This is a genomic window from Spirillospora sp. NPDC052269, from assembly GCF_040679435.1.
Classification (GTDB): domain Bacteria; phylum Actinomycetota; class Actinomycetes; order Streptosporangiales; family Streptosporangiaceae; genus Spirillospora.
Map to the genome: position 1 here is coordinate 464515 of NZ_JBFAUU010000006.1, position 26066 is coordinate 490580.

The window sequence follows — 26066 nt, forward strand, 5'->3', positions numbered from 1 at the left end:
GAAGGAATCCAGACCGTCATGTCCGGGATGCATGAGAAATCCACGTCCGCGGCGCCGGTGACGGCGTCCTCGTCGGCGAAGTCCTCGCTCGACGAGCTGAAGGCGGCCTACCAGGCGCAGCTGGCGCACCTGGCGTCCGAGCGCGACGAGGCCAGGCGCCAGGCGCGCCGGGCCAAGGCCGAGGCGGACGTGGCGCGCGCGAACCTGGCCAGTCTCCAGGCGCGGGTCGACCGGCTGCTCGGGTCCGTCCGCGACCAGCTCGGCCTCCCGCTCGGGACCGACGCCGACCTCGCCCAGAAGGACGCGGGCAAGGCCACCGGCAAGGCCGGGGACGCCTCGACGGAGGCGGGTGCGGAGCCCTCGACCAAGGCCGAGAAGGCCAAGAAGTCAGAGAAGGGCGAGAAGGCCCGGTAGGGCGTCGGCAGAGTTGTTCGGCCGCTGGGGGGCGGGGCCTTGGGCCCCGCCCCTTCGCGTGTCAGGCGGACCAGTGGTCGATGTGCGGAAGCAGGTCGGCCAGGCCGCCGTGCAGGACGGCGTCCGGCTCGGTCCGCCAGGTCGGGACGGTGCTGTTCGGCATGAGGGCGGCGCGCATCCCGGCCGATTTGGCCCCGTGGATGTCGTCGAAGGGGCGGTCGCCGACGAAAACGCACGTGGACGGGTCGTCCACGTCGATGGCGGTCATCGCGGCGCGGAACGCCTCGGCGTGCGGCTTGGTCCACGGGATCTCGCTGGAGTAGACCGCGCCGTCGAGCAGGCCGAGCACGTCGTCGCGGGCGAAGATGCGCTCGTGCCAGTCGCGCGTCCACATGGTGTTGGACAGCACACCGACCTTCACGCCGCGCGCCCGCAGCTCGCGCAGGAGGCCGGGGGCGGCGGGGTCGATGAGGGTGTGCGGGGCCCACAGCTCGTAGATGGCGGTGAGCAGGGTCTCGCTGGGGTCGACGCCCGCGGTCGCGAAGACCTCGTCCAGGGTGGCGCTGCGGTGCTCGTCCCTGCCGCGCCGCCACAGCTCGTCCTCGGCGGCGTGCAGGCGGGCGGCCGCGTCCGCGGCCAGGTCCGGGTCCAGGCCGGTGGCGCAGACCTCCCGCCACATGCGGGCGATGTCGATGTCGTGCCAGGGGGTCAGCGTGCCGCCCCAGTCGAAGATCACGGCCTTGACGCTCATGTCCGGAATCGTAGCCACGGGCGGTGACGTTCGCCTCCCGGCTCGTGACACGGGTCGGGGGCGCCCCGCATGGCGGAACGCCCCCGGAGGGGGGTGGATCAGCGGTCGCCCTTGGGCTGCAGGTCCTTGCGGTAGGCCCAGTAGACCATCCGCTTGCCGGCGTGCTCGGTGACGCCGTAGATGCGGTCGCCGCCCGCGTAGGGGTCGAAGGCGAAGGACTCGCCGCCGATCACCCCGGTGAGCGTGTACGGGTCGCGGCCCGCGCGGTCACTGATGATCTTGCCGGGACGGGTCGTCCCGCCGCCGCTGACCGAGTAGTAGATCGTCGTGCCCTGCCCCGACTTGTAGAAGGCCGCGGCGCCCTGGATGTTCGGCGTGACCGTCCCGTAGACGGCCTTGGACGTGACCACGCCGCCGCTCGCGGCCAGCATCCCGCTCGAGGCGAGCGGCCACCGGACCATGCGGGCCGGACGGGCCGAGCTGAGCCCGCCGGAGAGCTTGTACTCGGCGGTCACCAGGCTCGGCGTCGGGTAGGTCGGGTCGTAGGAGACCGTGCTGAAGCAGAGCTGCTTGTTCAGCGCGCCCGGCTTCACGGTCCAGGCCGGGCAGCTGCCGAACGCCGTCCGGTCGAACTGGTAGCGGCCGACCTCGAACAGGACGTAGCGCTCCCCGTGCGCGTGGAACTTGCCGTCGGAGCCGACGCCCAAACCGCCGCCCGGCGTCACCTTGTAGGTGCGACGCAGGTCGTAGACCCGCAGGCCGTTGGCGGTGTCGGCGAGGTAGGCGTAGTTCCCGACGATCGACACGCCGCCCGCATGCTGCGGGGCCTCGGCGACGCCCTGGGCGCTCATGCCGCCCCCCGCGCCTCCGAGGTCGACGCTCACGTCCTTGGCCGCGACCTTGCCGGACGCGTCGCGGGTCGGGATGGCGAGCTGGACGGAGTGGTACCCGCCCGTCTTGCTCACCTCGGGACGCCTGCCGACGCTCAGCCGCGCCATGTCGGTGACGGGGCTCGCCGCCTTCGGGTCCTTGACGTGGTACCAGCTGAGCGCGAGGCCGTCGAACTGGCTCGTCCGGCTGGTGGCGACACCCTGCGGGATCCAGTTCGGCGTGCCCTCGTCGTTCTTGCCGGTGCGGAAGTCCGGGCACCACGCGCCGACCTTGACCTTGGCGTTCAGCGCGGAGACGGCCGACTGAGCGGTCTTGCCGCAGCCGGACTTCCAGGTGAGGCGGCGCAGGTCGGTGGTGTCGGCGGCCACGTCGCGGAAGGACACGGCCTTCATCGCGGTGCGCTTGTCGGCGACCACGCGGTCCAGCGCGGTCATCGCCGCCGGATCTGTGGGTTTCCATTTCAGTTGGAACGAGACCCCGGACAGTGTCGACGTCTGGCCCGGTGTCGTGGAGATCGCCGCGCGCGGTGCGGCGGAGACCGTGTCCCCGGAATCGTTCGTGGCGGCGATCCCGGTGGCGACCAGGCCGGTGGCCACGGCGCCGGCGGCGACGCCGAGCACGATCGAGACGCGCCTGGAGGGCAGGCGGAGGCTGGGCATGCTGGGGGGCATGGAGGGTCCTTCCCGGAAGGGTTCGGCCCGCGGTGACCGGGGGGTTGGCCCGATGACGGACCGAAGATCAACAAAAGCGTATGGAATCCGGCAATTCCGTGCAGGATGGACACTCCCAAGCATGGGTCCCGTGTGATGGGACTCACTTTGCGATTTCGTGACCAGTGACGGGGAACACTCTTACTGATCGCGGGGTTGCCCCAGCTGAGCGAGTTTGCGAGGTGACCGTGGGCACGACGCCTTCCGTCGCTGCGCCCGTCTCCGCGGAGGACGACGCGTCCTCCGCCGTCGGCGTTTCGGACGCAACGGAAGTGGCGCGGTCAGCGGGCCCGGAGGGGCCGGATCTGCCGCTCGGCGCGTCGAGGGACCCGCGCTCGCGGCGTGCGCGGCGGATCGGCGCACTGGTGCAGTGGGGGCTCGTCCTGGTGGCGCTCGGCTCGCTGGCCCTGTTCGGCGACAAGCTCCCCGACTTCGGCGCGATGTGGAAGGCCACGCTCGACGCCGACCGCCTGTGGCTGGTGGTCGTCGTCCTCGCCGAGGCGCTGTCGATGGGCGCGTTCGCCCGGCTCCAGCGGCGGCTGCTGCGGATCGGCGGGCACCGGATGCCGGTGCGCCGCGCGTTCGCGATCACCTATGCGGGCAACGCGCTGTCCACCACGCTCCCGGCCGGTCCGGCGGTGAGCGTGGTCTTCACCTTCCAGCAGTTCCGGCGGTCCGGGGCGTCCGCGCGGGTGGCCACGGCGGTGATCGTGGTCGGCGGCGTGATCACGACCGGCACGTACACGCTGATCGGGCTGCTGGCGCTGCTCACCGACCCGATCGCGCGCGGCCCGGCGCTGACCGCGCTGTCCTATCCGGCCGGAGCGGCGCTGGTGCTCGCGCCGATGCTGCTGGTGCGTCCGCTGCGGGTGCGGCTGGCCGTCCCGTTCCGGTGGGCGCACCGCCGGCTGACCGCGCACCCGAAGGTCGCGCCGTGGGCCGACAAGCTGCTGGACGCGGCGCTCCTGCTGCGTCCCCGCGTGCGCGACGTCGGCGTCCTCGCGGTGTTCGCCGTCATGAACTGGGTCTGCGACATCCTCGCGCTGTTCGCGGCGGCCCGCGCTGTCGGCCTCGACCTCGACCCGACCGGCGTGACGCTCGCCTATTTCGCCGCTCAGGCGGCGGGCAGCCTGCTCCCGCTGCTGCCGGGCGGCATCGGCGCGATCGAGTCGAGCATGGCGGCCTCACTGGTCGCGCTCGGCGCGGCCGTCGCCCCGGCGGCCGCCGCCGTGGGCCTCTACCGGCTGGTCTCCTACTGGGGCGTCGTGGGGGTGGGCTGGGTCGCCTGGCTGGCCCTTCAGGAGCGCGCCGGGGCTCGTGCGCGCGCGGTCCTCAAGCGGGCCGGACGTGTCGCCGCCGAAGGATGCGCGAGCTTCGCGCCCCTGACCCCGTACCCGCCCGTCCAGATGCCCCGCTCCGCCGAGCAACCCCGTAGCTGACGTCCGCGTGTGACGCGCTTCCGGGCGCCACCGTGACTAGCGTCCCAAGCGAGCGCTTGGTTATCTTGTCTCTGACAGCACTGCGGAACCGCTCGGAGGCTTCATGACGTCGCTACGGGTCAGCCTTGGTTACGAACTCGAGGTGCGCGGCCGCTCCCGCGAGGTGGAGCGGCAGGCGTTCCACAACGTCATGGAGCAGGTGGTGCTGGCCGACCGGCTCGGCTACGACACCGCGTGGTTCGTCGAGCACCACTTCACCCGGGGCTTCTCCCACTCGTCCGCGCCGGATCTGGTGCTGGCCGGGATCTCGCAGCGGACGGAGCGGATCCACCTGGGGCTGGGCGTGGTGCTCCTGCCGTTCCAGTCGCCCATCCGGACCGCCGAACGGGTCGCCACGCTGGACGTGATCTCGAACGGACGGGTCGAGTTCGGCACGGGGCGCGGCGCGTCCCCGCTGGAGTACCAGGCGTTCCAGCGGCCGTTCGAGCAGTCGCGCAAGCTGTGGGAAGAGCACCTGGAGGCCGTCCTGGCGATCTGGGAGGCGGACGGGCGTCCGGTGAGCCGCAGCGGCGAGTTCTTCGAGATCCCGGACGTGGGGGTCTATCCGCGTCCGGTGCAGGAGCCGCATCCGCCGGTCTGGGTCGCCTCCACGTCCCTGGACGGCTATCTCGCCGCGGCGAAGCAGGGCTACAACCTGCTCGGCATGACGATGCTCAAGGGCCTGGACGACGTCGCCGAGGACATCGCGAAGTACAAGCAATGCCTCGCCGACAACGGCTTCGATCCGGACTCGCGCCGGATCGCGCTGATGATCCCCTGGTACGTCGCGCCGACCCAGCAGGAGGCCGTGGACACCGCCGCGGACGCCGTCCTGTGGTACCTGCGCCGGCAGATCAACCTGGTCGCGCCGCCCGGCTACACCGACGCGCGGCACGCCACCCACCGCGTCCTCGGCCAGCAGGCCGTAGGGATGCCGCCGGACGAGGCGATGGCCGTGCTGCGCGAGCAGACCATGGTCGTCATCGACGACGTCGCGGGCTCGCGGAAGGCCGTCGAGGCGCTCGAGGCGGCCGGCGCCACCGACCTGATCCTGCAGGCGCAGGTCGGCGGGCTCGCGCACGAGCACGTCTGCGACTCGATGAAGCTCTTCATGCAGGAGGTCGCGCAGTGAGCCGCTGGCTGACCAGGCACGGGTTCCCTGCCGGGACGGGCGCGCGGGGGCCGCTCGCGGTCTCCTCCGAGGGCGACCTGGTCGTCCCGCTGCCGGACGACGCGGTCGAGATCGCCGCCGAGACGTTGCGCGCGGCGGGGGTCGGGCCGTCCGACCGGGTGGTGGTCGCGCTGAACGACGACGGCGAGCCGAGCGGATCGCTGATCGCGCGGGCGGCGGCGTCCTTCGCGGCGGCCTCCGTGTCGGTGGGGGCGCGGGGGCGGATGCGGCTGCACTCGGCGCTGGAGGCCGTCGGGGCGACGACGCTGGTCATCACCCCGACGGGCGCGATGGATCTGCTCGCGCGGCTGCATCTGGAGTTCCTGCTCGACCCGCTCGACCTGGAATTGGAACGCGTTCTGCTGGTGGGTGAGATCCCTTCGGCCAATACGGCTGCGCAACTCGCTGCTGAGTTCGAGGCGGAGGTTCTGGAGCTTTATGTCGATCCGTTCCTTGGGGTTCCGATCGCGTGGAAGCGGCCGTCCGATGCGGTGCTGACGGCGGTGCGGGACGGACTGCTCGGGCTCGCGCCCGCGGACAAGGACGCTCTTTTGGAGGCTCCTTTTGATGCGGGGGTCGCCGAGCTGGTCGTGTTCGCCGGTGACGAGGTGCGGCGGACGGGGCATGCGGTGCGGCTCTCGGGCGGGGAGGACGGCGTGCCCTCCCCCGCGCACACGCTGGGTGAACACGTGCTGGTCAGGGGGCGCTGGATCTCCGTCCCGAAGCTGGAGGCGGCGCTGTCGAAGATCGACGGCGTGGCGCACTGGGACCTGCGGATCGCCCGTGAGGGCACCCTCGACGCCGCCGCGCTGCACGTCTGGTTCAACCGCGACACGCTCGTGCGGAACCCCATGTGGAAGGGCCGCATCACGCAGGCCCTGTACGCGCTGACCCCGGTGTCCATCGAGGTCGTGGTGGCGGACGAGGTCGTCGAGTCGCGCCGTCCGGGCACCGTCACCGACACCCGCGGCCACCACCTCGGCCGCGACCGGTCCGCGCTGGGGGTGTGATGGATCTCGAGGCCGTCCCCGCGTGGGGGACGATCCCGCGCATGCTCCGATCCCAGGCGGCCCACCATCCGGACGTCCTGGCCGTCGTCGCCGGGGACGTCCGCCTTTCCCTCGCGGAGTTGGCCTCGCGCGCGTCGGAGGTGGCGCGGTCGCTGATCGCGCTCGGCGTCCAGCCGGGCGACCGGGTGGCCGTCTGGGCCCCGAACCGCCCGGACTGGGTCGTCGCCGCCTACGGCGTCTGGGACGTCGGCGCGATCATCGCGCCGGTGTCCACCCGGTTCAAGGGGCTGGAGGCGGCCGGGCTGCTCGGCAAGGTCGGCGCGTCCGTGCTGCTCGCCGCCGAGGGCTTCATGGGGACGTCCTACCTCGACATGATCGCGGACGCCGACCTGCCCGAGCTGCGGCACCGGGTCGTCCTGGGGACTGGCGCGCCTCCCTCAGGGGCCCTGAGCTGGGATGACTTCCTTGCGCTGGGAGAGAAGACGTCCCCCTCGGAGGCGACGGAGCGGGCGCTCTCGGTCGGCCGGGACGACATCGCCTCGATCATGGCGACGTCCGGCACGACCGGCGCCCCCAAGGGCGTCATGCTGCACCACTCCCAGCTGCTGCGCGGCTACTGGGACTGGGCGGAGATCGTCACCCTGCGCGAGGGCGACCGCTATCCGGTCATCGCACCGTTCTCGCACGGCTTCGGCATCAACGCCGGGCTGCTCGCGTGCGTCCTGCGGGGCGCGACGATGATGCCGATCGCGCGGTTCGACCCGTCCGGCCTGCTCGACCTGATCGAGGAGAACCGGGTCAGCGTCCTGGCGGGCGCGCCGCCGGTGTTCTTCAGGATCCTGGACGAGCTGGACGGCCGCGACGTGTCGTCCCTGCGCGTCCTGATCTGCGGCGCGGCCGCCGTCCCGCCCGAGCTGATCCGCCGCCTGGTGGACCGCGTCGGGATCGAGCGCATGATCAATGCCTATGGCCTGATGGAGGGCACGGTCGTCTCGATGACCCGTCCGGAGGACCCGGTCGAGGTGATCGCCGGCTCGACGGGGCGTCCGGTGCCGGGCGTCTCGGTGCGCGTGGTGGACGACGACAGCCGCGATCTGGCCCCTGGTTCGCCGGGCGAGATCCTGGTCGGCGGCTACGGCGTCATGCGCGGCTACTGGAACGACCCGGAACGCACCGCCGAGGCGGTGGACTCCGAGGGCTGGCTCCACACCGGCGACATCGGTGTCGTGGACGACGCGGGCAACGTCTCGATCGTGGACCGCAAGAAGGAGATGTTCATCGTCTCCGGCTTCAACGCCTATCCGGCCGAGATCGAGGGGCTGTTGCTGGCCTGCCCGGACGTCTCCCAGGTGGCGGTGATCGGCGTCCCGGACGAGCGGCAGGGCGAGGTGGGCTGGGCTTTTGTCGTCCCGCCCCCGGGGCGGGAGGTCGTCCCGGACGCCGTCATCGCGTGGGCCCGGGACAACATGTCGAACTACAAGGTCCCTCGCCGGGTCATCCTGGTGGACGCCTTGCCGGTCAACGCCAACGGCAAAATCGACAAGCCCACCCTGCACGCCCGCGCTGCCGCCGAGCGAGCGAGTTGAGCCCGGCTCAGCGCTGAGGGCGGGGTCCGGCGGCGGTGGGGCAGGTCTGCCGGTAGGGGACGTCCGGGATGAGGCGCTTCCACTCGGCTGGGGTCAGGCCGCCTGCTGCGCGTTGGCAGACAGCGGTCCGGGCGCTTTCAGGATCGATGCGGTAGCGCTCCAGCGGTACCCGTTTGCCCGAGACGTAGAGGGTGTCGCCATCGGCGCTGAACGCCAGAGCCAGTGGGGTATCGCCGGGAACCGGCAGCGGAGAACCGATGGGCCGGTGCGAGCGGGTGTCCCATAGACGAACGGTGCCCGCCCGGGTGGCGACCGCCAACGCCCGGCCGTCCGAGGAGAAGGCCAGGGCCCAGACGCCGCCGGTCTCGGATTCGCCTCCGGCGAGTTCGCCGAGACGCCTGGTGGCGGCACCGTTCCACAGGCCGACCCGGCCCGCCGCGTCGCCGACGGCGAGCATGCCGCCGTCCTGGCTGAAGGCCATGACCAGGACCTCGCCAGGTCCGTCCCCCGAGGGCCGAGGCCGTCCCGAGGGAAGCTCGTACGCCAAGGACCGGTCGGTGACGAGCAGGCGGCCGTCAGGGTGCAGGGCCACGGCCGGCACACCGCCGCCGTCTCCCGTGTCGGGAACCGGCATGGTCGCGACGGTGGCCCGGCGGCGGGAATCCCAGAGCCGGACGACGGCCGTGGCCCCCTTTCCCTCGGTGAGTTCCGAGAGGATCAGCGCCCCGTCCCCCGGGCCGAACGCGACGTTCGCGATGGTCCTGTCACTCAGGCCCGTCAACGGCGTGGCGCTCTGCCGACGCATGTCCCAGAAAGTCAGGTTGTTCCGGCCTGGGCCGCTTCCCAAGCCGCTGGCGCCGAAGAGGAGTGAGTTTCCATCGCCGCTGAAGGCGAGCAGCGGAAGGCACTGCGGTGCGGGTGGCTCTGGGGGAGAGTAACCCGTCCGGCATGGAACCGGCGGCAGCTCACCGAGAGTCCGTCCTGTATCCGGCCGGGAAAGCTGGACCTGGAGGGTATGGCCGTCCGGGCCAGGCCGCATGTCGGCCAGCGCGGTTCCGTTGCGGGCGAAGACCGCCGCAGTGGCGGGGGCCTTCTGCCAGCGGGCTCCGGGGTTCCCGAGGGTGAGGGTGTAGACCGTCCGCTCCGCGTTCGGGGGGCCGCCTATGTACCGGATGCGCCCCGCGCGGGGGTCGACCCGGAGGTCGGTGGCCTGTCGGCCGGTGAGCGAGTACCGGAAGACGGGCGTACCGGGCTGGTCGAGCCTCCACAGCAGGATCTCTGCTCCGTCGGTCGCGACCAGATGAGTGCCGTCCTGGCTGAAGGCCGCTTCTTTCAGTGCGGTGTGGGTGACGCCGGCGGTCTGGCGCCCGGACGCGATGTCCCAAACGCGCATGCCGTCGTCGTCGACGAGAGCGAGTCCCTTGCTGTCAGGGGTGAACAGGACGTGCTCCCTCAAGCACTCGTTACCCGCTGTTCGCGGAGCCCAGGGCGTGGACAGGCGTCGTCCACTCCGAACGTCCCAGATCCGGATCCGTTCGCCCGAGACGCACACCGCGAGGCGGCCGCCGTCGGGGCTGAGCGTCGCGTCCGGGTAGGCGACATCGCTCAAAGAACCGTAGCGGTGATCGCGCATGAGCCGCCGGTCGAGGGAGTACCCCTCGAACGCGTCGCCGGACGGTTCGATGACCTTGTCACGATCGCGCGGGAAGCTCAGCTCGAGCAGCCGACGGCGACCGACCACATCCCACAGCCGGACCACGAACGCGTCGGAGTACCAGGGGTACTCGATGACCCGATCACCGCCCGGCCCCACCTCCACGCCCACACCCGCGTCGCCGGGGAACTCCGCCGTGGCTCGGCCCGTGGCAGGGTCGCGCAGGAAGAACGTGCCGTTGAACCACTTCTTGGTGAACACCGGGACGACCGGGGCGTCCGAGCGCAGGGTCCCCGCCTGTTCGGCGTCCTTCCCCAGACCGGGCCAGAGTCCAACGCGTTGGCCGGTGTCCAGGTCCCATCGGGTCGTCTGGTCGGCGCCGATGCTGGTCAGCGTCCGTCCGTCGGTGCTGAGCCTGCGTATCACCGTGGGGCCGCTGGTGGGATCGGTGAAGGCGGCCTGTTCGGGTTGCCAGGCGGCGGCCAGCAAAGCCGAGCGGGTCTCGGGAAGGTCGGCGATCCCGGCGGCGGCCAGGGACAACCGCATCGCCGTGGTCGGGTTGGAGGAGCGCAGGCTCTCCACGACGTCGGCGGCGCGGCGGGCGGCGGCCTCGGTACGCCGCCGGTCGCCGACCCGGTTCTGTTGCCAGGCCACGAGTGACGCCAGGACGGCGACGGCCAGCAGCGCCGACAGGACGACGGTTCGCGCGCGACGCCGGCGCCGGGTGCTCTCGCGCGCGGCGACGGATCGGTCCAGGAACGTCCGCTCCAGCGGGGTCAGCCCGTCCCGGCCGCCATGGAAGCTCCGCTCGGCCACGGCCAGGTTCACGCCCCGGTAGAGCGCGCCGGGGTCGCGGCTGAGGGCGTCCCAGCCGTCGGCGGCCTCCGTCATCCGCTGCTGGACGCGAATCCGGTCCCGGTCCTGATCGATCCATTCGCGCAGCCGGGGCCAGGCCGTCAGCAGCGCCTCGTGCGCCAGGTCGGCCGTGCCCTCGTCGAGGGTGACCAGCCGGGCGGCGACGAGCCGTTCGAGCACGGCGCCGGCCTCGTCCCCCTCACCGACGTCGAGTTCCGCGACGGCGGTGGGACGGCGCGTGTCCTCGGTCCCCCGGCCCGGGCTGACCAGGCGCAGCAACAGGAGCCGGGCCACCTCCCGTTGCCGGACGGTCAGCTCGTCGTGGAGTTCCTCGGCGGTGCGGGCGATCGAGCCCCGGATGCCGCCCGCCGCCTCGTAGGCGGCCTCGGTCAGCGTCCGGCCGCGGCGCCGCCGCCAGGTCTCCTGCAGGGTGTGCGACATCAGCGGGAGCCCGCCGGGTTCCCGCGCGACCTCGTCGACGATCCGGGCGGTCAGGGACCGTTCCACCACCAGTCCCGTGGTGGCGGCCGGTTTGACGACGGCCTCGCGCAGCTCGTCCGGTCCCATGGGCGGCACCAGGACGGCGCCGTCCCCGATGGCCTCGGCGAGCCCGCGGTGCTGTGCGCAGTGCCCGAGGAAGTCCGCGCGCACGGCGAGGACGACGCGTGCACCGTCGCCCGCGTGGGCGAACTCCAGGAGGGCGTCGATGGAGTGCGCCCGCTCGTCCGGGTCGGCGCAGAGCGTGAAGACCTCCTCGAACTGGTCCACGATGAGGACGCCGTCCGTGCCCGGTGGATCGATGCGATCGCTCCACGGTCCGCGTCCGGGGGTGATGATCCGCACTGCGGAACCCGCGTCCTCCAGAAGCGGTGCCAGCCCGGCCCGCAGCAGGGAGGATTTTCCGCTCCCGGACGGTCCGACCACGACGCTGACCGTCCGGCTCTCGACGAGGGCGGCGAGCTGTTCCACGATCCGGTCACGTCCGAAGAAGCGGTCGCGGTCCGCGGTTTCGAAGCGCGCCAGTCCCGGATAGGGGCAGACGAGCCCGTCGTCGCAGGGCCGCTCCGCGACCTCGTCCGCGACCTCTTCCCAGCGCCCGGCCCACAGCTCGGGGTCGCCCCCGCACGCCGTGACGTAAGCCAAGGCCACCTCGCGGGACGGGAGCCGACGTCCCGCGGCCGCGTCGGCGAGGGTCGCGGTGGAGTAGTGCGCCTGGGCCGCCATAGCCCGGTAGGTGATCCCGCCCGCCTCGTCCCGCAGCTTGCGGAGTTCGAGTGCGAACCGTGCGACAGGTCCGTCCGTTGGATCCAGCGGTTTCTCGCGACGCCCCAATGCCCGTCCCTCGCTTCGTTTCCCCGGTTCGTGCCGCGCCGCCACGCCCTGGCCGCGCGCCCACATCTTGATCAAGACGCGGCGGGGCGTCCATCCGGGAAAACGCCTACTTCGCGATCACGGGGTGCGTCCGCCCAGATTGTCTGGAGTGACAAACGGGGCTCGCCAGACAACCCGGTGGCTGACAGAACTGGGGAAGCCGCAGCTCGGAGGGGAAACGCGCAAAGCGGCGACCGCCTTCACAAGTCAGACCGAACGAAAGGAACACCGGACACCCATGAAACACATCCGCCTTACCGGCGCGGCCTCAGTCGTCGCCGCCATGAGCCTCGGCCTGGCCTCCCTCGCCTCCGTGGCCACCGCGCCGGCCGCGTCCGCCACGGTGGCGGACTGCGCCGACTGGCCGTGGCCGTCCTCCCTGCCGCACGGCAGCGTCGAGCAGCAGCGGACGCTGCCCGGCGGGGACGGCAAGTCCATCAAGCTGGTGGTCGGCACCATCAACGGCCGCCAGGCGGGCTGGGCGGTGATCGGCGGCATCACCACCAGTGATGATCTGTTCTGGCTCGACGTCTCCGACGACGGCGGCAAATCGAACATGCAGTGCGGGCCGTTCTGGAGCGGCGGCCCCAGCCAGCGCTGGTGGACGCCCGCGAACTACAGCAGCTCCCAGGCGAGCCACGTGTTCCGCGCGTGTGGCCGGGTTAAGGGCGTGGGCTTCGACGTCTGCACCAGCTGGTGGTAGGCGATTGACTGGCGCGGTTCCTCTCCGGAACGAGGTGCGGAGCTCGGACGGTCGGAGAGGGGCCGCGCTCAGCGGCGGTCGTGGAGGGGCCGCCAGTTCACGAGGGTCTCGTCGTCGTGGTCGGTGAAGACCGCCTCGACGGCGAGACCGTCGTGCACCTCGGCGGGTTCCGCCAGGTTGCCGTACATGAGGAGGTCTTCGCCTTCGTCCAGGCGGACGGCGAGGATGGTGATCGGGTCCGTCATGGACGGGGCGAAGCGCTGGTGGTTGACGATCCAGGAGTAGACGTGGCCGCGGCCTGAGACGGGGGTCCAGGCCGAGGCGCGGGAGCGGCAGGCGTTGCAGATGGTGCGGGCCGGGAAGCGGAGTCGGCCGCAGTCGGCGCACTGCTGGACGGTCAGTTCGTGGCGGCGGACGGCCTCCCACCAGGGGCGGGAGTCGCGGTCGGGCTCGGGGCGGACGATCACTGGTCGCTCCGGAGGATGAGGGCCGAGGTTCCGGCGAGGACGTAGCCGGGCTGGGCGGTCGAGAGGGCGACTCGGGCACCTTGTACTTGTCTGTCGCCGGCGTCGCCGCGTAGTTGGGAGACCGCTTCGGCGATGTGGTTGATGCCGTGGACGTAGCCCTCGGAGAGGAAGCCTCCGTGGGTGTTGACGGGTGGGCCCTCGTTGGATTCGACGTAGGGGCCGCCTTCGCCCTTGGCGCAGAAGCCGTAGTCCTCCAACTGGACGAGGACCGAGTAGGTGAAGCAGTCGTAGAGCTCGGCCACGTCGATGTCGGACGGGGTGACGTCGGCCATCTTGTAGAGGCGCGGGGCCAGGCGGGCGGCTTCGGTGACCGTCCAGTCGGTGCCGGACGGGGTGGAGCCCGCGCCGGAGAACATGCTGTCGCCTCCGCCCCAGGCCGCGCCTGAGATGAGGACGGGTTCGCGGCGGAGGTCTCGTGCGCGTGCGCGGGAGGTGACGACGATGGCGCAGGCGCCGTCGGTCTCCAGGCAGCAGTCGAGGAGGCGGAGGGGTTCGGCTATCCAGCGGGACGCGAGGTAGTCGTCCAGGGTGATCGGGTCGCGTTTCAGGGCTCGGGGGTTCTTCGCCGCGTTCTCGCGTTGGCGGACGGCGATGCGGCCCAGTTGTTCGTGGGTGGTTCCGTACCGGCTCATGTGCGCGCGTGTGTACATCGCGAACTGCTGCGGTGGGGCGAAGTAGCCATAGGGGGCCTGGTACTGGACGTCGAAGATGGGCGCCGGGGCGCGTCCTGTGCCGCCCATGCGGAACTCTGAGCGGGCGTTGATGGCGCGGTAGCAGACGACGGTCTCGGCCATGCCGGACGCGACGGCCATGGCGGCCTGGGCGACGACGGAGTGGGAGACGCTGCCGCCGCCGAACTGGTCGAGGTACCAGGTGACCTCGGGGACGCCGAGGGCCGGGGCGACGACCCACGGGGGCGTGCTGTCGCCGACGCGGTGGGTGGCGATGCCGTCCACGTCGTCCACGGTGAGGCCGGCGTCGGCGAGGGCGGCGGTGATCGCGTCCACGGCGAGGGTGAGCGTGGAGACGCCGGAGTCCTTGCTGAACGGCGTGTAGCCGACCCCGGCGATCGCGGTCCGGTCACGGAATCCCGGCACGGGCGTCCTCCTCGAGACAGACAAGCAAGCGCTTGTGTGACTTTACCATCCGGTGCGGTTGATCTTTCTGTCCGGAGAGGTCCGGATACGGGAAGAAGGCCGGAAGGGGCGCGCTTGACAGTATCGAGAGGGCCCGCCTATCGTCCAAGCAAGCGCTTGGCTAAGAGAAGGGAACGGGTGTGATGGCCGAACACGCCACCGCGCTCCCGGCGACCGGGTCGGCCGAGCGACGCCACGGACCGGGAGTGGAACGCCGTATGCACGGATCCCCGAACGGGCACACGGCCAACGGTTCGGCGCCCGGAGCGGGCGGGACGGGCGCCGCCCGGCCGGACGGCGCGGTCACCGACATCGACAGCGCCCGGTTCCGCTCCGTCCTGGGACGGTTCGCGACCGGCGTCGTCGCGATCACCGGCATCGACGCGGCGACGGACCGTCCGACCGGCCTGGCCGCCAACTCCTTCACCTCGGTCTCGCTCGACCCGCCGCTGGTGGCGTTCTGCGTCGCCCACACCAGCACGACCTGGCCGCGGCTGCGCGACGCCGAGCGGCTGTGCATCAACATCCTCAGCGAGCCGCAGCTCGAGGTCTGCAAGCGGCTGGCGCTGAAGGGCGGCGACAAGTTCGCCGACATCACCTGGACGGGCTCCCCCGGCGGCAGCCCGGTCATCGAGGGCGCGCTCGCCTGGATCGAGGTCTCGGTCGAGAACGAGCACGTCGCGGGCGACCACGTCATCGTCGTCGCGCGCGTCCACCACCTGGACAAGCACCACGAGGGTGAGCCGCTGCTGTTCTACAAGGGGTCCTACGGCAGCTTCGCCTGACCCCGGGGGCTACGAGCCGACCGGCTCCCCTTCCGGGTCGCGCAGGCGCGCGAGGACGTGCAGGGGGTCGTTCAGGACGTCGGCGAACGCGAACTCGGCGGCGCCGACGAGCGTGGTGTCGTCGCCGAGCTGGGCCGTCCGCAGCCGGACGCTCTCGCGCGGCGCGGCCATCCCCTCCGTCGCCAGGACGCTGCGGACCTGCGCGGCCGAGCCGAGATAGACGTCCCGCAGCGTCCCGCCGAAGACGACCAGGCCCGGGTTGAAGATGTTGACCAGGTTCGCGACGCCGCGGCCGAGCCACGTGCCGACCTGGTGGAGCGCGTCGCGCGCGACGACGTCGCCGCGGTCGGCGGCGTCCACGATGGTGCGGACGGCCTCGCGGCTGGTCATCCCGGTCAGGTCGGCGCGTCCCGCGAGCGTCAGCAGGGTCCGCTCCCCCACCTCCGACTCCAGACAGCCGCGCGCGCCGCACGAGCACGTGCGTCCGCCCGGGTTGACACCCATGTGGCCGACCTCGCCGCCGTAGCCGTCCTGGCCGCCGAGCAGCCGCCCGCCGACGATGATGCCGCCGCCGACGCCGACGTCCCCGTGCAGGTAGACCATGTCGTCGTAGCCGACGCCCGCGCCGCGCTCGTGCTCGGCGAGCGCGCCGAGGTTGGCGTCGTTGGCGACGGCGACCGGGACGCCGAGCGCGAGCCGCCGGGACAGCATCTCGCCGAGCGTCACGTCCCCGACCCGCAGGTTCGGGCCGAACCGGATCACGTCGTCGCCGCGCCGGACGATGCCGGGGAACGCCAGGGCCGCGCCGACGCACACGGCGTCCCGCCCGGCCTTGCGGACGAGCGAGCGGGCCAGCCCCGCGAGCGTTCCGACGAGCTCGGCCGGCTCCACGGGACCGCGTCCCTCGTGCGGTGACTCGCGCCGGTCGAGGATGACCCCGCCGAGTCCGACGCGCGCGACGGCGAGCCGGTCCACGCCGACGTCGAACGCCAGGACGTACACGCGCGTGGACTCGGGACGGACCACGAGCGACGGGCGTCCGGCACGGCGTCCGGGGCTGCGCGGCAGCTCCTCCCGGACGAGCCCGGCCGCGGTGAGGTCCGCGGTCAGCGCCATGATCGTGCTGCGGTTCAGGCCGAGGGACTCGGCGAGCGTCGCCCGCGACGCCGGGCCGCGGACATGGACGTACCGCAGCAGCGTGCCGAGGTTGTGCCGCCGGATGTCCTCCTGTGACGGTCCCGCCTTCATCCGCGGATCCCCAGCGACTCGCTGCGGCCGGCCGTGATCAGCTCGACGACCTGGGCGTGCGTGACGTCGGCGGTGCGCACCTGCGCGACCGTCCGGCCCAGGTAGAGCGCGGCGACCCGGTCCGACACCGCGAACACGTCGTTCATGTTGTGCGAGATCAGCACGACGGCCAGGCCCTGGTCGGCGAGCCGCCGGACGATCTCCAGCACCTGCTGGGTCTGCGCGACGCCGAGCGCGGCGGACGGCTCGTCCAGCACGACCACGCGCGAGTCCCACAGCACCGCGCGGGCTATCGCGACGGTCTGCCGCTGCCCGCCGGACAGTTCCGACACCTTCCGCCGCACGGACCCGATCGTCCGCACCGACAGCTCGGCGAGCGTCTTGCGCGCGAGCTCCTCCATCGCCGGCTCGTCCAGCAGGAGGCCCCGGCGGCGCTCGCGGCCGAGGAACATGTTCTGGACGATGTCCAGGTTGTCGGCGAGCGCGAGGTCCTGGTGGACGACCTCGATGCCGAGCCCGGCGGCCTCGCGCGGGCTGGACGGACGCACCGGACGGCCGTCGAAGAGGTACTCGCCGCCGTCGATCGGGTGAATGCCGCCGATGCACTTCACCAGCGTCGTCTTGCCCGCGCCGTTGTCGCCGACGAGCGCGGTCACCTCACCCGCGTACGCGGTGAAGTCGACCTGCTGAAGGACTCGGACCGGCCCGAAGCTCTTGTCGATGCCGCGCAGGTCCAACACAGGGGTCTGTGACATTCCGGGGGGCTCCCACCAAGCCGCGCCGCCCGCGCGCGTGGAGCGGCCGTGGCCGCTGAGCGTAGCAGCCGCGCCGTCCCGGCCCACAACCGCGTCCGGCCCGTCCCATGGGCCGTTTCCGGCCGCGGTGAGGCCCGCCGGGACGGCCGTGGAGGAGGCCCGTGTGGGGACGGGCGCGCCCCGGGGCCCCGCGTCGGCGGGGTCCCCGGGGCGCGACCGGAAGCGCACCTGACGTCCCGCTATCGCCCGGCGGCCGACCGGCGCCGGCGCGAGAGCGCGTCGATGCCCGCCGCCACCAGCAGGACGCCGCCGGTGATGAGGAAGTTGGCGTAGGCGTCCATGCCGAGCAGGCCGAGGCCGTTGTCGATGGTCGCGATGACCAGGCCGCCGAGGATCGCGTCCCGGGCCCGGCCGCGTCCGCCGAACAGGCTCGTCCCGCCGATGACGGCCGCGCCGACCGCGTACAGCAGCGTGTTGCCCGCGCCGGAGTCCGTCGCGACCGAGTTCAGCCGGGACGCCGCGACGATGCCGGACACCGCGGCCATGCCGGAGGCGATCATGAAGACCGACACCCGGATCCGGGTGACGTTGATGCCCGCGCGGCGGGCCGCCTCGGCGCTGCCGCCGACCGCGTACAGGTGCCGTCCGTAGGCGGTGCGGTCCAGCACGAACGTCGCGATGATGAGCAGGACGGCGACCAGCGGCACGCCCCACGGGATGCCCGCGAGGGTGACCAGCGGGCTCGGCGCGCGGTCCAGGCTGAGCACGAACGTCCCGACCAGCAGGATCGCGGCGACGATCAGCACCCGCGCGGCGACCAGCTGCACGGGCTTGCCGTGCAGGCCGCGGCGCCGCTGCCGGTTCCAGCGCAGCAGCTGGCTGGCGGCGTAGCCGAGCGACACCAGGACGGCGAGCGTCCAGCCGAGCCAGAGCGGCATGTTCTTGTTCGCGAGAGCGACGATGACGTCGTCCCGGACCGGGACGGTGCCGCCCTTGCCGATCAGCTTCAGGGTGATGCCCTGCAGGCCGAGGAACAGCGCGAGCGTCACCACGAACGACGGGATCCGGATGACCGAGACCAGCCATCCGATCGCGGTGCCGATGACGACGCCGGTCGCGATCGCGGCGATGACCGCGACGTACCAGGGCTGCCCGGACTCGACGATGAGCTTGGCCATGACCGCGCCGCAGACGCCGCTCGCCACGCCCGCCGACAGGTCGATCTCGCCCAGGAGCAGGACGAACACCAGCCCCATCGCGAGGATCGTCACCGGCAGCGCCTGGGTGAACAGGTTCGCCACGTTGCCCTTGGACAGGAACGTGTCCGGGCGCAGGCCGGTGAACAGCACGAACAGGAACGCCAGGGCCAGGATCGCCGGGATCGCGCCCAGCTCGCCCGCGCGCACCCGCGCCCAGTAGTCGGAGACCGCGGAGCGCACGTCGAGCTGCCGGCGGTCGGCGGCGAAGTCAGCGTCCGCCAGCCTGGGGATGTCGGTGGACATCGCTTCCCCTATCAGATGGTCTCGGCGGCGGACGCGGGAGCGAGACCGAGGTCGCCGGAGCGGCCCCCGGTGATCAGCTCCACGACCTGGCCGTGGGTGACGTCGGTGCGCTTGACCTCCGCCGCGACCCGGCCGAGGTACAGGGTGGTGATGCGGTCGGCGACCTCGAACACGTCGTTCATGTTGTGCGAGATCAGCACGACCGCGTGGCCGGTGTCGGCGAGCCTGCGGACCAGGTCGAGGACCTGCCGGGTCTGCGCGACGCCGAGCGCGGCGGTCGGCTCGTCCAGCACGACCACCTTGGAGTCCCACAGGGCGGCCTTGGCGATGGCGACGGTCTGCCGCTGCCCGCCGGACAGGCTCGACACCTGCTGCCGGACGGACTTGACGGTGCGGACCGACAGCCGCGCGAGCGTCTCGCGGGCCTTCTGCTCCATCGCGTCCTCGTCGAGGACGATGCCCTTGCGCTGCTCGCGTCCGAGGAACATGTTCTGCACGATGTCGAGATTGTCAGCGAGCGCGAGATCCTGGTAGACGATCTCGATACCGAGATCGGCGGCGTCGCGCGGCCCGGAGACCTTGACCTCGCGGCCCTCGAACTCGATGGCGCCGGAGTCGATCGGGTGGATCCCGGCGATGCACTTGATGAGGGTGGACTTGCCGGCGCCGTTGTCGCCGACCAGGGCCATCACCTCACCCTGGCGGAGCGTGAAGTCCACGTCGTGCAGGACGTGCACCGGGCCGAAGCTCTTGTTGACACCGACCAGGCGCAGGACGGGTTCGCCGTTTTCTGCCACGTCATTCCCTTCGGGTTCGCCGTGCGCTCCGGCGCGCCCGGCCCGGGGCCCGCCGCGTGGCGGATCCGCGGGCCGGGCGCGTGCCGGTGCCGCTCAGCGGTCGGTCGTCACTGGATGCCGGCGGCCGTGCACTTGGCCGCGTAGGCGCCCTTGCACAGCTCGTCCTTCTTGACGAAGCCGTCGGTCACGACCTGCTTGACGTTGTCCTTGGAGATGCCGATCGGGGTCAGCAGCACCGAGGGGACGTCGCGCTTGCCCTGCGCGTCGTTCGTGGTGCCGTTGGTCTCGCCCTTCTGGCCCTTCATGACGTCGATGGCGAGCTTGGCGACCGCGTCGGCCTCCTGCTTCACCGGCTTGTAGACCGTCATGCACTGGGTGCCGTCCAGGATGTTCTGGAGGCCCTGCACCGTCGCGTCCTGGCCGGTCACCGGGACCTTGCCGGCCTGCGAGTTCTTCTTCAGGATCGAGATGGCGGCGTTGCCGACGCCGTCGTTGGCGGCGAGCACGCCGTCGATCTTGCCGCCCTGCTGGGTCAGCATCTGCTCGAAGATCGTGGCGGCCTTCTGGTTGTCCCAGTCCGGGACGGCCTGCTCGGCGACCTTCTTGTAGGTGGCGACCTTGTCCAGGACGCTGTGCGCGCCCTGCGCGAACAGGGTCGCGTTGTTGTCGGTCGGCGCGCCGTTCAGGTAGGCGATGTTGGCCTGCTTGTCCCCCAGGCACTTCTGCAGGCCCTTGCCGAGCTCCTCGCCGACCTTCACGTTGTCGAAGGAGACGTAGTAGTCGGACACGCCGCCGAGGGTGAGGCGGTCGTAGTCGATGGTCTTGACGCCCTGCTGCTGCGCCTTGCGCTGCACGGCGGCGGCCGAGTTGGAGTCCAGGCCGTCCACGATCAGCACGGTCACGCCGCCGGTGATCATCTGGTCGGCGATGGTCTGGAACCGCTGGGTGGAGCCCTCGGCGTTCTGGATGTCGTACTTGACTCCGGCGGCCTTGAACGACTGCTCCAGGAACGGGCGGTCGAAGCTCTCGTACCGGACCGAGGACTTGGTGTCGGGCAGGATCACGCCGATCTTGCCCTTGGCCGCGGCGTCGCCGCCGGACGCGCCGTCCTTCTTGTCGTCCCCGCAGGCGGTGAGGGTGAGGGCCGCCGCGGCGGTGAACGCCGCGAGGCCGATGATCCCCTTGCGCATGTGCCCGGGTCCTTTCTGGGGGCGGCCGCGTCGCTGCGGCCGGTATTCGGGGGTGGGATGCGCGCGGACGGTTGTCCGGGGCTCCCCCCGCCGTCGCGCGAAATGTTGTGCCCCGCAACTTATGTCGGGTTCGACGGTAATGCCACCCCCGGGGCCGGGTGAATTTGTTGTGAGCAGTAACAATCAAGTAACGCCAGCTCAGCGCGGATGAAGCGGCCCCTGCCAGGACGGACTCCGACGCCCCCGCCACCCCATCAAGATCGCGAAATAGTTCGCCGCCCCAACATAAGCCGGGATCCGGCGGCACGGGCGGGCGGGCGCGGACGGCCATGCGGGTCGGCATGGCCGTCGCGCTCGGCGGCTCTCGTGCGCGTGCGGTGGGCTTGGCCCGTGCGCGTTCAGTCCAGCGCGGCGAGGACGCGCTGGACGAGGTCGGCCGCGTCCGCGACCGAACCGGCCGGGGCGAGGCGCTCGCCCCAGGACCACCGGTACCACCAGCCGTCCGCGTCCTCCCCGGCCAGGATGTTCTCCGTCAGGACGGACGCGTCCGGGTTCGTCACGTGCAGGCTGGGCGACTGCTCCTGCGCCATGGTGAGCCGCACCCGCAACCCACGCTTGACCAGCTCGTCGCCGAGCTCCTCCAGATATTCGATCCGCGTCTTGACCAGCGCGGCGGTTCCCGAGTCGTCAGGCGTCATCCTCGTTTCCCCCGTGGAGTCGCGTGGCCCGACGAGCGCCAGACTGGCACGCCGCCGCCCGGGGCGCACGCACCGGCGGCCGTGACGCGCCCGTGTTCGATCGCGCGGCATGTCGTGACCGGTGCGCGCGAACCGATGTGCCCGATCATGTGTCTGATAATCGGGATATCGTGCGCGTGGCAGATGCGAGGAAGGCGGGAAACCGGCATGAGTGGGGCTAATCCGGACTGGCGGCTGACGAGGCCGGACTACCCGCTCCCACAAAGGCCCGGTGACGCCCCGTTCGAGTCCGGACCTCCGCCGGGGGCCGGGCAGGCGGCCGTGTCCGCGTCCGGTCCCGGCCCGGTGACGCCGCCGAAGCCGAAGGGCGCGTCCGCGCACTGGCACCGGCTGCACTACCCGGTCGGCGTCTTCCTGATCGCCTACGGCCTGGCCGGCGCGGTCGCGGCGGCCCTTTCCTGGAGCGACCGGCGCGACCAGGTCGCGTCCTACCTCGACTCCGGCGTCGCGGGCACCGTCCTCGCCGGGGTGAAGGGGCTGGAGCTGCTGCTCGTCGTGCTCACCATCGCCGGGCTGCTGCGCCGCCGCGACGTGTGGTTCCTCCCGCCGCTCGCGGGCTGGATGGCGGGCTTCGGCGTCCTCGCCGTCCTGGACGTCCTGCGCGGTAAGTGGGGCGGCCTCGCCGAGCACGTCGCCTACCTGCTCCTGTTCGGCATCCTGCTGTTCGTCTCCTACGGCCTCGGCGTCAAGGCCCGCCTCAACAGCGGCTCGGGCGGCTCCGCCGACGGCGGAGCCCTCACGCGCACGCAGGAGCTGGCACTGGCGGCGCTGAACCGCATCCCCCGCCCCGCGCCCCCAGCCCGCTGACAGAACCAGGAACCCAGCCGTGCACCGAGCGCCTTGACGGCGCCCAGTGCACGGCGTTTTTCTGCCCGTCCGCAAAAAGGAACGACCGACGCCGAACACGCGGCCCCGACCACCCGGGGGCGTGACACGGGCGTGACGCCGCGACCGCCACGTCACACAGACCGGGTCAGGAATGGGGCGCGACGTGGGTGTGAGGGGGCGGGTGCCGGGTCGTGCGGGGATGGGTCAGGGGCGGACGATGATTTTGGCGTGTTGTTCCGGGTTGGCCAGGTCGGTGAAGGCCTGGGCGACGCCGGAGAGGCCTACCTCGCCGGTGATGATGGAGCCCGCGTCGATGCGGCCGGCGGCGATGTCGTGGAGGGTGGCGCGGTATTCGTCGGGCATCGCACCGAAGGTGCCGCGGACGGTGATCTCCTTGGACGCGGCGACGCCGGGTTCGACGGTGTCGGGTTGCATGCAGACGCCGACGAGCATGACCGTGGCGCCGGCGGGGGCGCCGTCGATGACCTGCTGGAGGATTCCGGGGACGCCGACGCACTCGAAGACGACGGCGCCGGGCGCGGTGGTCCCGAAGAGCTCGGCGGCGATGCGGTCGACGGTGCTGACCGGGACGCCGAGTTCGGCCCAGCGGGTGTGCGGGGACGCGACGGCGGGGTCGATCACCTCGTCCGCGCCCAGGGCCTCGGCGAGGGCGCGGCGGCGCGGGGAGAAGTCCACGGCGATCACGGGGCCGTGTCCGCGCGCCTTGAGCTGGGCGACGACGCCGAGGCCGATCGGGCCGAGGCCGAGCACGACCGCGACGTCGCCCGATTCGATGCCGCTGCGCCGGACGGCGCGGGCGCCGACCGAGAACGGCTCGGTGATCGCGGCGACCCTCGGGTCCAGGCCGTCCGGGACGGGCATCGCCAGGCCCTCGTTGAGGATCATGTACTCGCCGTAGCCGCCGGGGAACATGGGCGCGTAGCCGACGATGCCGGCGCCCTGCGGTCCGAGGGCGATGGGCGGGCCGCAGACGACCGTCCCGACGGGCAGGGTGCGCTCGGTGCCGGGGCCGTGGGCCACGATCTCGGCGGCGAACTCGTGTCCGAAGACGAGGCCCTCACGCGGGTCGTGGGGCGTGCCGCCGGAGCGGCGGGTGGTCTCCATGAAGCCCTCGGGATCGGCGAGGGCGTGCAGGTCGGAACCGCAGATGCCGCAGGCGAGCGTCCGCACCAGGAGCTGCCCGTCGAGGGGCACCGGGTCCGGGACGTCGGTGACGGTGAGGGTGTTGTCCTTGGTCGTCAGCGCGGCGCGCATCGGATCCTCCCAGTATTCGGTGGCGGAATGTCGCTCACCGAACCGAACCACGTTCGCGCCCGGCGCGGTAGCCCTGCCGGGCGGCGGATCTTGGCAGAAGTTGCCATTGGTGCGTTACCGGACATATGTCACGTTCCGAAGGCATGAGAGCCTCACGCCTGGCGGTGTCGCTCATCGCGGCCGCGTCGCTCGCGACGCCGACCGCGGCGGCGACGTCCGCCTCCGCCGCACCGCCCTCGTCCCCCTCCTGTGACCCCACCCGGACGACGCCCGTGTACCGGGGGAAGGTCCCGTCCCCGAAGCAGGTCCTCGGCATCGAGCTGGGCGACCGCGAGGCGACCGCCGCCGAGTCGGACCGCTACCTGGACGCCGTCGCCGCGTCCAGCGAGCGCGTCGTCTCCGGGACGCTCGCCACGACCGCCCAGGGCCGTCCGCTGAAGTACGCCATCGTCGGACGTCCCGAACTGCTCACCCGCGCCGGGCTCGCGCGCGTGCGCGGGGAGGCGGCGACGCTGCGCGACCCGCACACGCCCGCGAAGCTCGCCGAACAGCTCGCAAAGCGCGGCGTCCCGATCCTGTGGGTCAGCGCCAACGTGCACGGCGACGAGCCCAGCGGCACCGACGCGGCGCTGAAGGTGCTGCGCGACCTCGGCGACCGCACCGACTGCGCCGCGCGGACGATCCTCGACAACGCGCTCGTGATCGTCCTGCCCACGCAGAACCCGGACGGCCGGACGCTGAACACGCGCCAGAACGCCTACGGCTTCGACATGAACCGCGACTGGTTCGCGCGCACGCAGCCCGAGGTCGACGGCAAGCTCTCGATGCTGAACCAGTACCCGCCGGCGCTGTACATCGACGCGCACGAGATGGGCGGGACGTCGTTCTTCTTCCCGCCGAACGCCGACCCGATCTACCACGAGACGCCCGAGCAGGCGATCGGCTGGATCAACGACATCTACGGCGCGTCGATGGCGGCCGAGTTCACGCGGCAGGGCATCGACTACTTCAACCGCGACACCTACGACCTCTTCTACCAGGGGTACGGCGACACGGTCCCGATCTCCGGTTTCCTCGCCGCCGGGATGACGCTGGAGAAGGGCGACGAGAGCCCCTACCCCGAACGGGTGAAAGAGCACTACCTGACCCAGTGGGTGTCGCTGTCGCAGGCCGCGCGGAACCGGCAGCGGATCCTGACCGAAGGGCACCAGATGGCCGTGGACGCCTACCAGCAGGGCGTCGCGGGGAGGCTGGAGCCGAACCAGATCTACAACCCGCCGAACCAGATCGACCGGCAGGTCCCGGACCGGCTCGTCCGGACGTACTTCCTGCGTGCGGACGATCCTGCGAAGGGGCCCGAGGTCCGGACGATCGTGCGCCGGCTGCAGCGGATGGGCGTGCGGGTGGACCGGCTCGTCCGGCCGTTGACCGTGCCCGACTTCAAGCCCTACGGACGGGCCGAAACGGCGGCGACACTGCCCGCCGGGACGTACTCGATCAGCATGGCGCAGGGCCAGAAGCACTGGATCCAGGCCATGCTGAACGAGGATTCATATACCCCGTTCCCGTACTTCTACGACGTGACGGCGTGGTCGATGCCGCTGCTGCAGAACGTCGCGGGCGGATCGTCCGGGGCCCTGCTCCGTCCGGTCACCGAGCCGGTGCCGCCGCTGCCCGCGGAGACACCGGGGCATTCCGGAAACGCACCGAAGATCGGGATTCTGCAGCTGTCGGCGACGTCGTCCGGCGCGCGGCAGTCCACGGGCTGGCTGCGGTCCCGGTTCGACCGTGAGTGGAAGCTGCCCTACACGCTGCTCAGCCCGGCGGACGTGGCGTCCGGGAAGCTCGGGGGCGTGCGGGTGCTGGTCGCCCCGGACGGCCCGGCGGAGGCCGCCGACAAGGCCCTCGGCGACGCCGGACGAACCGCCCTCACGGCCTTCGTCCAGAACGGCGGCCGGTACGTCGGCTGGCAGGGCGGAGCGCAGCTCGCCGCGCGCCTGGGCATCACGACCGACACCTTCACCGACCCGACGTCGGACGTCCCGGGCTCGCTGTTCCGGGTGAAGGTGGACGGCCGCAGCCCGCTCGCGCGCGGGGTCGGCGACACGGCCTGGCAGTTCTACGCCTACGACCCGGTGATGCGGCAGAGCGACCCGGCGAAGGTCGCGGTCGGCTACCCGGACACGTCCTCGGCGGACTGGTTCGTCTCAGGCTATGAGCACGGCGCGGCCGAGCTCGGCGGGACCGCCGCCGCAACGGACGAGCCTCTGGGCAAGGGCCGGACGGTCCTGTTCGGCGGCGAACCCAACTTCCGGGCCTTCAGCGATGGCACGGCGAAGCTGCTCTACAACGCTTTGCTCGGGCCTGACCCGAAGGCAGGGGTGTCCGGATTGGCGTCGGCTCGTCCGCGCGCGGTGGCGAACGCCCCGCTCCAGGTCGAATCCCCGATCCGCGTGTCGGTCAAGGTGGGTGACGCCGGCCGGACGGCGGCGATCCTGCGTTCGGTGGGCGCGCACTATGTGGAGCGGCGTTCCGGCGACGTCGTCCACTACGTGATCGACAACCCCGGTGGCCTTCCGACCGACCACCACCCGTTCGCGGGGCGCCTGCCGTCCCTCGTGCGCCAAGCGGGCATCACCCCGGTGGCGCTGGTCCTTCCCTGACGCGCACG

Annotated in this window: 21 protein-coding genes; 9 read left to right on the forward strand and 12 right to left on the reverse strand. The window is 71.9% G+C overall.

Features of this window, described 5'->3' with window-relative positions; translation table 11 throughout:
• Positions 1–18 precede the first annotated feature (18 nt).
• Positions 19–414, forward strand: a complete 396-nt coding sequence (locus AB0L06_RS15955; RefSeq protein ID WP_500231730.1) for a hypothetical protein — start codon at positions 19–21, stop codon at positions 412–414.
• 61 nt (positions 415–475) lie between these two features.
• Here the strand turns inward: AB0L06_RS15955 and AB0L06_RS15960 are convergent, their stop codons facing one another.
• A complete protein-coding gene (locus AB0L06_RS15960; protein WP_500231731.1) occupies positions 476–1165 on the reverse strand; it encodes an HAD family hydrolase in 690 nt (229 codons plus the stop codon).
• Between the two features lie 98 nt (positions 1166–1263).
• Positions 1264–2727, reverse strand: a complete 1464-nt coding sequence (locus AB0L06_RS15965; RefSeq protein ID WP_500231732.1) for a hypothetical protein — start codon at positions 2725–2727, stop codon at positions 1264–1266.
• Between the two features lie 311 nt (positions 2728–3038).
• Between AB0L06_RS15965 and AB0L06_RS15970 the strand changes: the two genes are divergently transcribed.
• The 4 genes from AB0L06_RS15970 (at position 3039) to AB0L06_RS15985 (ending at position 8011) form a co-directional block, all read left to right on the forward strand.
• Positions 3039–4205, forward strand: coding sequence for a lysylphosphatidylglycerol synthase transmembrane domain-containing protein (locus AB0L06_RS15970; protein ID WP_500231733.1), 1167 nt, complete (start codon positions 3039–3041; stop codon positions 4203–4205).
• A 103-nt stretch (positions 4206–4308) separates the two neighbouring features.
• Positions 4309–5376, forward strand: a complete 1068-nt coding sequence (locus AB0L06_RS15975; protein ID WP_500231734.1) for an LLM class flavin-dependent oxidoreductase — start codon at positions 4309–4311, stop codon at positions 5374–5376.
• Positions 5373–6425 carry a hypothetical protein gene (locus AB0L06_RS15980; RefSeq protein WP_500231735.1) on the forward strand — a complete coding sequence of 351 codons (1053 nt, stop codon included), beginning with the start codon at positions 5373–5375 and terminating at the stop codon, positions 6423–6425. The genes AB0L06_RS15975 and AB0L06_RS15980 overlap by 4 nt, the downstream gene beginning before the upstream one ends.
• Positions 6426–6466: 41 nt before the next feature.
• Positions 6467–8011, forward strand: coding sequence for an AMP-binding protein (locus AB0L06_RS15985; RefSeq protein WP_500231736.1), 1545 nt, complete (start codon positions 6467–6469; stop codon positions 8009–8011).
• Positions 8012–8018: 7 nt separating this feature from the next.
• On the opposite strand, the gene AB0L06_RS15990 is transcribed toward AB0L06_RS15985, so the two are convergent.
• Positions 8019–11852 carry an nSTAND1 domain-containing NTPase gene (locus AB0L06_RS15990; protein ID WP_500231737.1) on the reverse strand — a complete coding sequence of 1278 codons (3834 nt, stop codon included), beginning with the start codon at positions 11850–11852 and terminating at the stop codon, positions 8019–8021.
• A gap of 277 nt (positions 11853–12129) precedes the next feature.
• On the opposite strand from AB0L06_RS15990, the gene AB0L06_RS15995 reads away from it, so the two are divergent.
• Positions 12130–12594 carry a hypothetical protein gene (locus tag AB0L06_RS15995; protein ID WP_500231738.1) on the forward strand — a complete coding sequence of 155 codons (465 nt, stop codon included), beginning with the start codon at positions 12130–12132 and terminating at the stop codon, positions 12592–12594.
• Positions 12595–12662: 68 nt separating this feature from the next.
• Here AB0L06_RS15995 and AB0L06_RS16000 read toward each other — a convergent pair whose 3' ends face one another.
• Together AB0L06_RS16000 and AB0L06_RS16005 are read right to left on the reverse strand one after the other, a co-directional pair.
• On the reverse strand, positions 12663–13061 hold the full coding sequence (locus AB0L06_RS16000) for a Zn-ribbon domain-containing OB-fold protein (protein ID WP_500231739.1): 399 nt from the start codon (positions 13059–13061) through the stop codon (positions 12663–12665).
• The gene (locus tag AB0L06_RS16005) at positions 13058–14218 is read right to left on the reverse strand and encodes a thiolase C-terminal domain-containing protein (protein ID WP_500231740.1); all 1161 of its coding nucleotides are present in this window, start codon (positions 14216–14218) and stop codon (positions 13058–13060) included. The genes AB0L06_RS16000 and AB0L06_RS16005 overlap by 4 nt, the downstream gene beginning before the upstream one ends.
• A 257-nt stretch (positions 14219–14475) precedes the next feature.
• Here AB0L06_RS16005 and AB0L06_RS16010 point away from each other — a divergent pair, with 257 nt between their 5' ends.
• Positions 14476–15042, forward strand: a complete 567-nt coding sequence (locus AB0L06_RS16010) for a flavin reductase family protein (RefSeq protein WP_500231741.1) — start codon at positions 14476–14478, stop codon at positions 15040–15042.
• A gap of 9 nt (positions 15043–15051) precedes the next feature.
• Here AB0L06_RS16010 and AB0L06_RS16015 read toward each other — a convergent pair whose 3' ends face one another.
• The 6 genes from AB0L06_RS16015 to AB0L06_RS16040 all read right to left on the reverse strand — a co-directional run bounded on the left by AB0L06_RS16015 (position 15052) and on the right by AB0L06_RS16040 (position 21232).
• On the reverse strand, positions 15052–16290 hold the full coding sequence (locus AB0L06_RS16015; RefSeq protein WP_500231742.1) for an ROK family transcriptional regulator: 1239 nt from the start codon (positions 16288–16290) through the stop codon (positions 15052–15054).
• The gene (locus AB0L06_RS16020; RefSeq protein ID WP_500231743.1) at positions 16287–17045 is read right to left on the reverse strand and encodes an ATP-binding cassette domain-containing protein; all 759 of its coding nucleotides are present in this window, start codon (positions 17043–17045) and stop codon (positions 16287–16289) included. The genes AB0L06_RS16015 and AB0L06_RS16020 overlap by 4 nt, the downstream gene beginning before the upstream one ends.
• 239 nt (positions 17046–17284) lie before the next feature.
• Complete coding sequence (locus tag AB0L06_RS16025) at positions 17285–18547, reverse strand: sugar ABC transporter permease (protein ID WP_500231744.1); 1263 nt, start codon at positions 18545–18547, stop codon at positions 17285–17287.
• 11 nt (positions 18548–18558) lie between these two features.
• On the reverse strand, positions 18559–19344 hold the full coding sequence (locus AB0L06_RS16030; protein WP_500231745.1) for an ATP-binding cassette domain-containing protein: 786 nt from the start codon (positions 19342–19344) through the stop codon (positions 18559–18561).
• Between the two features lie 107 nt (positions 19345–19451).
• Entirely contained in the window at positions 19452–20534 is a 1083-nt protein-coding gene (locus AB0L06_RS16035) for a sugar ABC transporter substrate-binding protein (protein ID WP_500231746.1), read from the reverse strand.
• A gap of 398 nt (positions 20535–20932) precedes the next feature.
• Positions 20933–21232: a hypothetical protein gene (locus AB0L06_RS16040; RefSeq protein ID WP_500231747.1), complete on the reverse strand. Its 300-nt coding sequence runs from the start codon at positions 21230–21232 to the stop codon at positions 20933–20935.
• 207 nt (positions 21233–21439) lie between these two features.
• On the opposite strand from AB0L06_RS16040, the gene AB0L06_RS16045 reads away from it, so the two are divergent.
• The gene (locus tag AB0L06_RS16045; protein WP_500231748.1) at positions 21440–22099 is read left to right on the forward strand and encodes a hypothetical protein; all 660 of its coding nucleotides are present in this window, start codon (positions 21440–21442) and stop codon (positions 22097–22099) included.
• 225 nt (positions 22100–22324) lie between these two features.
• Here AB0L06_RS16045 and AB0L06_RS16050 read toward each other — a convergent pair whose 3' ends face one another.
• Positions 22325–23395: a zinc-binding dehydrogenase gene (locus AB0L06_RS16050; RefSeq protein WP_500231749.1), complete on the reverse strand. Its 1071-nt coding sequence runs from the start codon at positions 23393–23395 to the stop codon at positions 22325–22327.
• Positions 23396–23538: 143 nt separating this feature from the next.
• Between AB0L06_RS16050 and AB0L06_RS16055 the strand changes: the two genes are divergently transcribed.
• Positions 23539–26058 (forward strand): M14 family zinc carboxypeptidase, encoded by a 2520-nt coding sequence (locus AB0L06_RS16055; protein ID WP_500231750.1) that lies wholly within the window; start codon positions 23539–23541, stop codon positions 26056–26058.
• Positions 26059–26066: the final 8 nt, after the last annotated feature.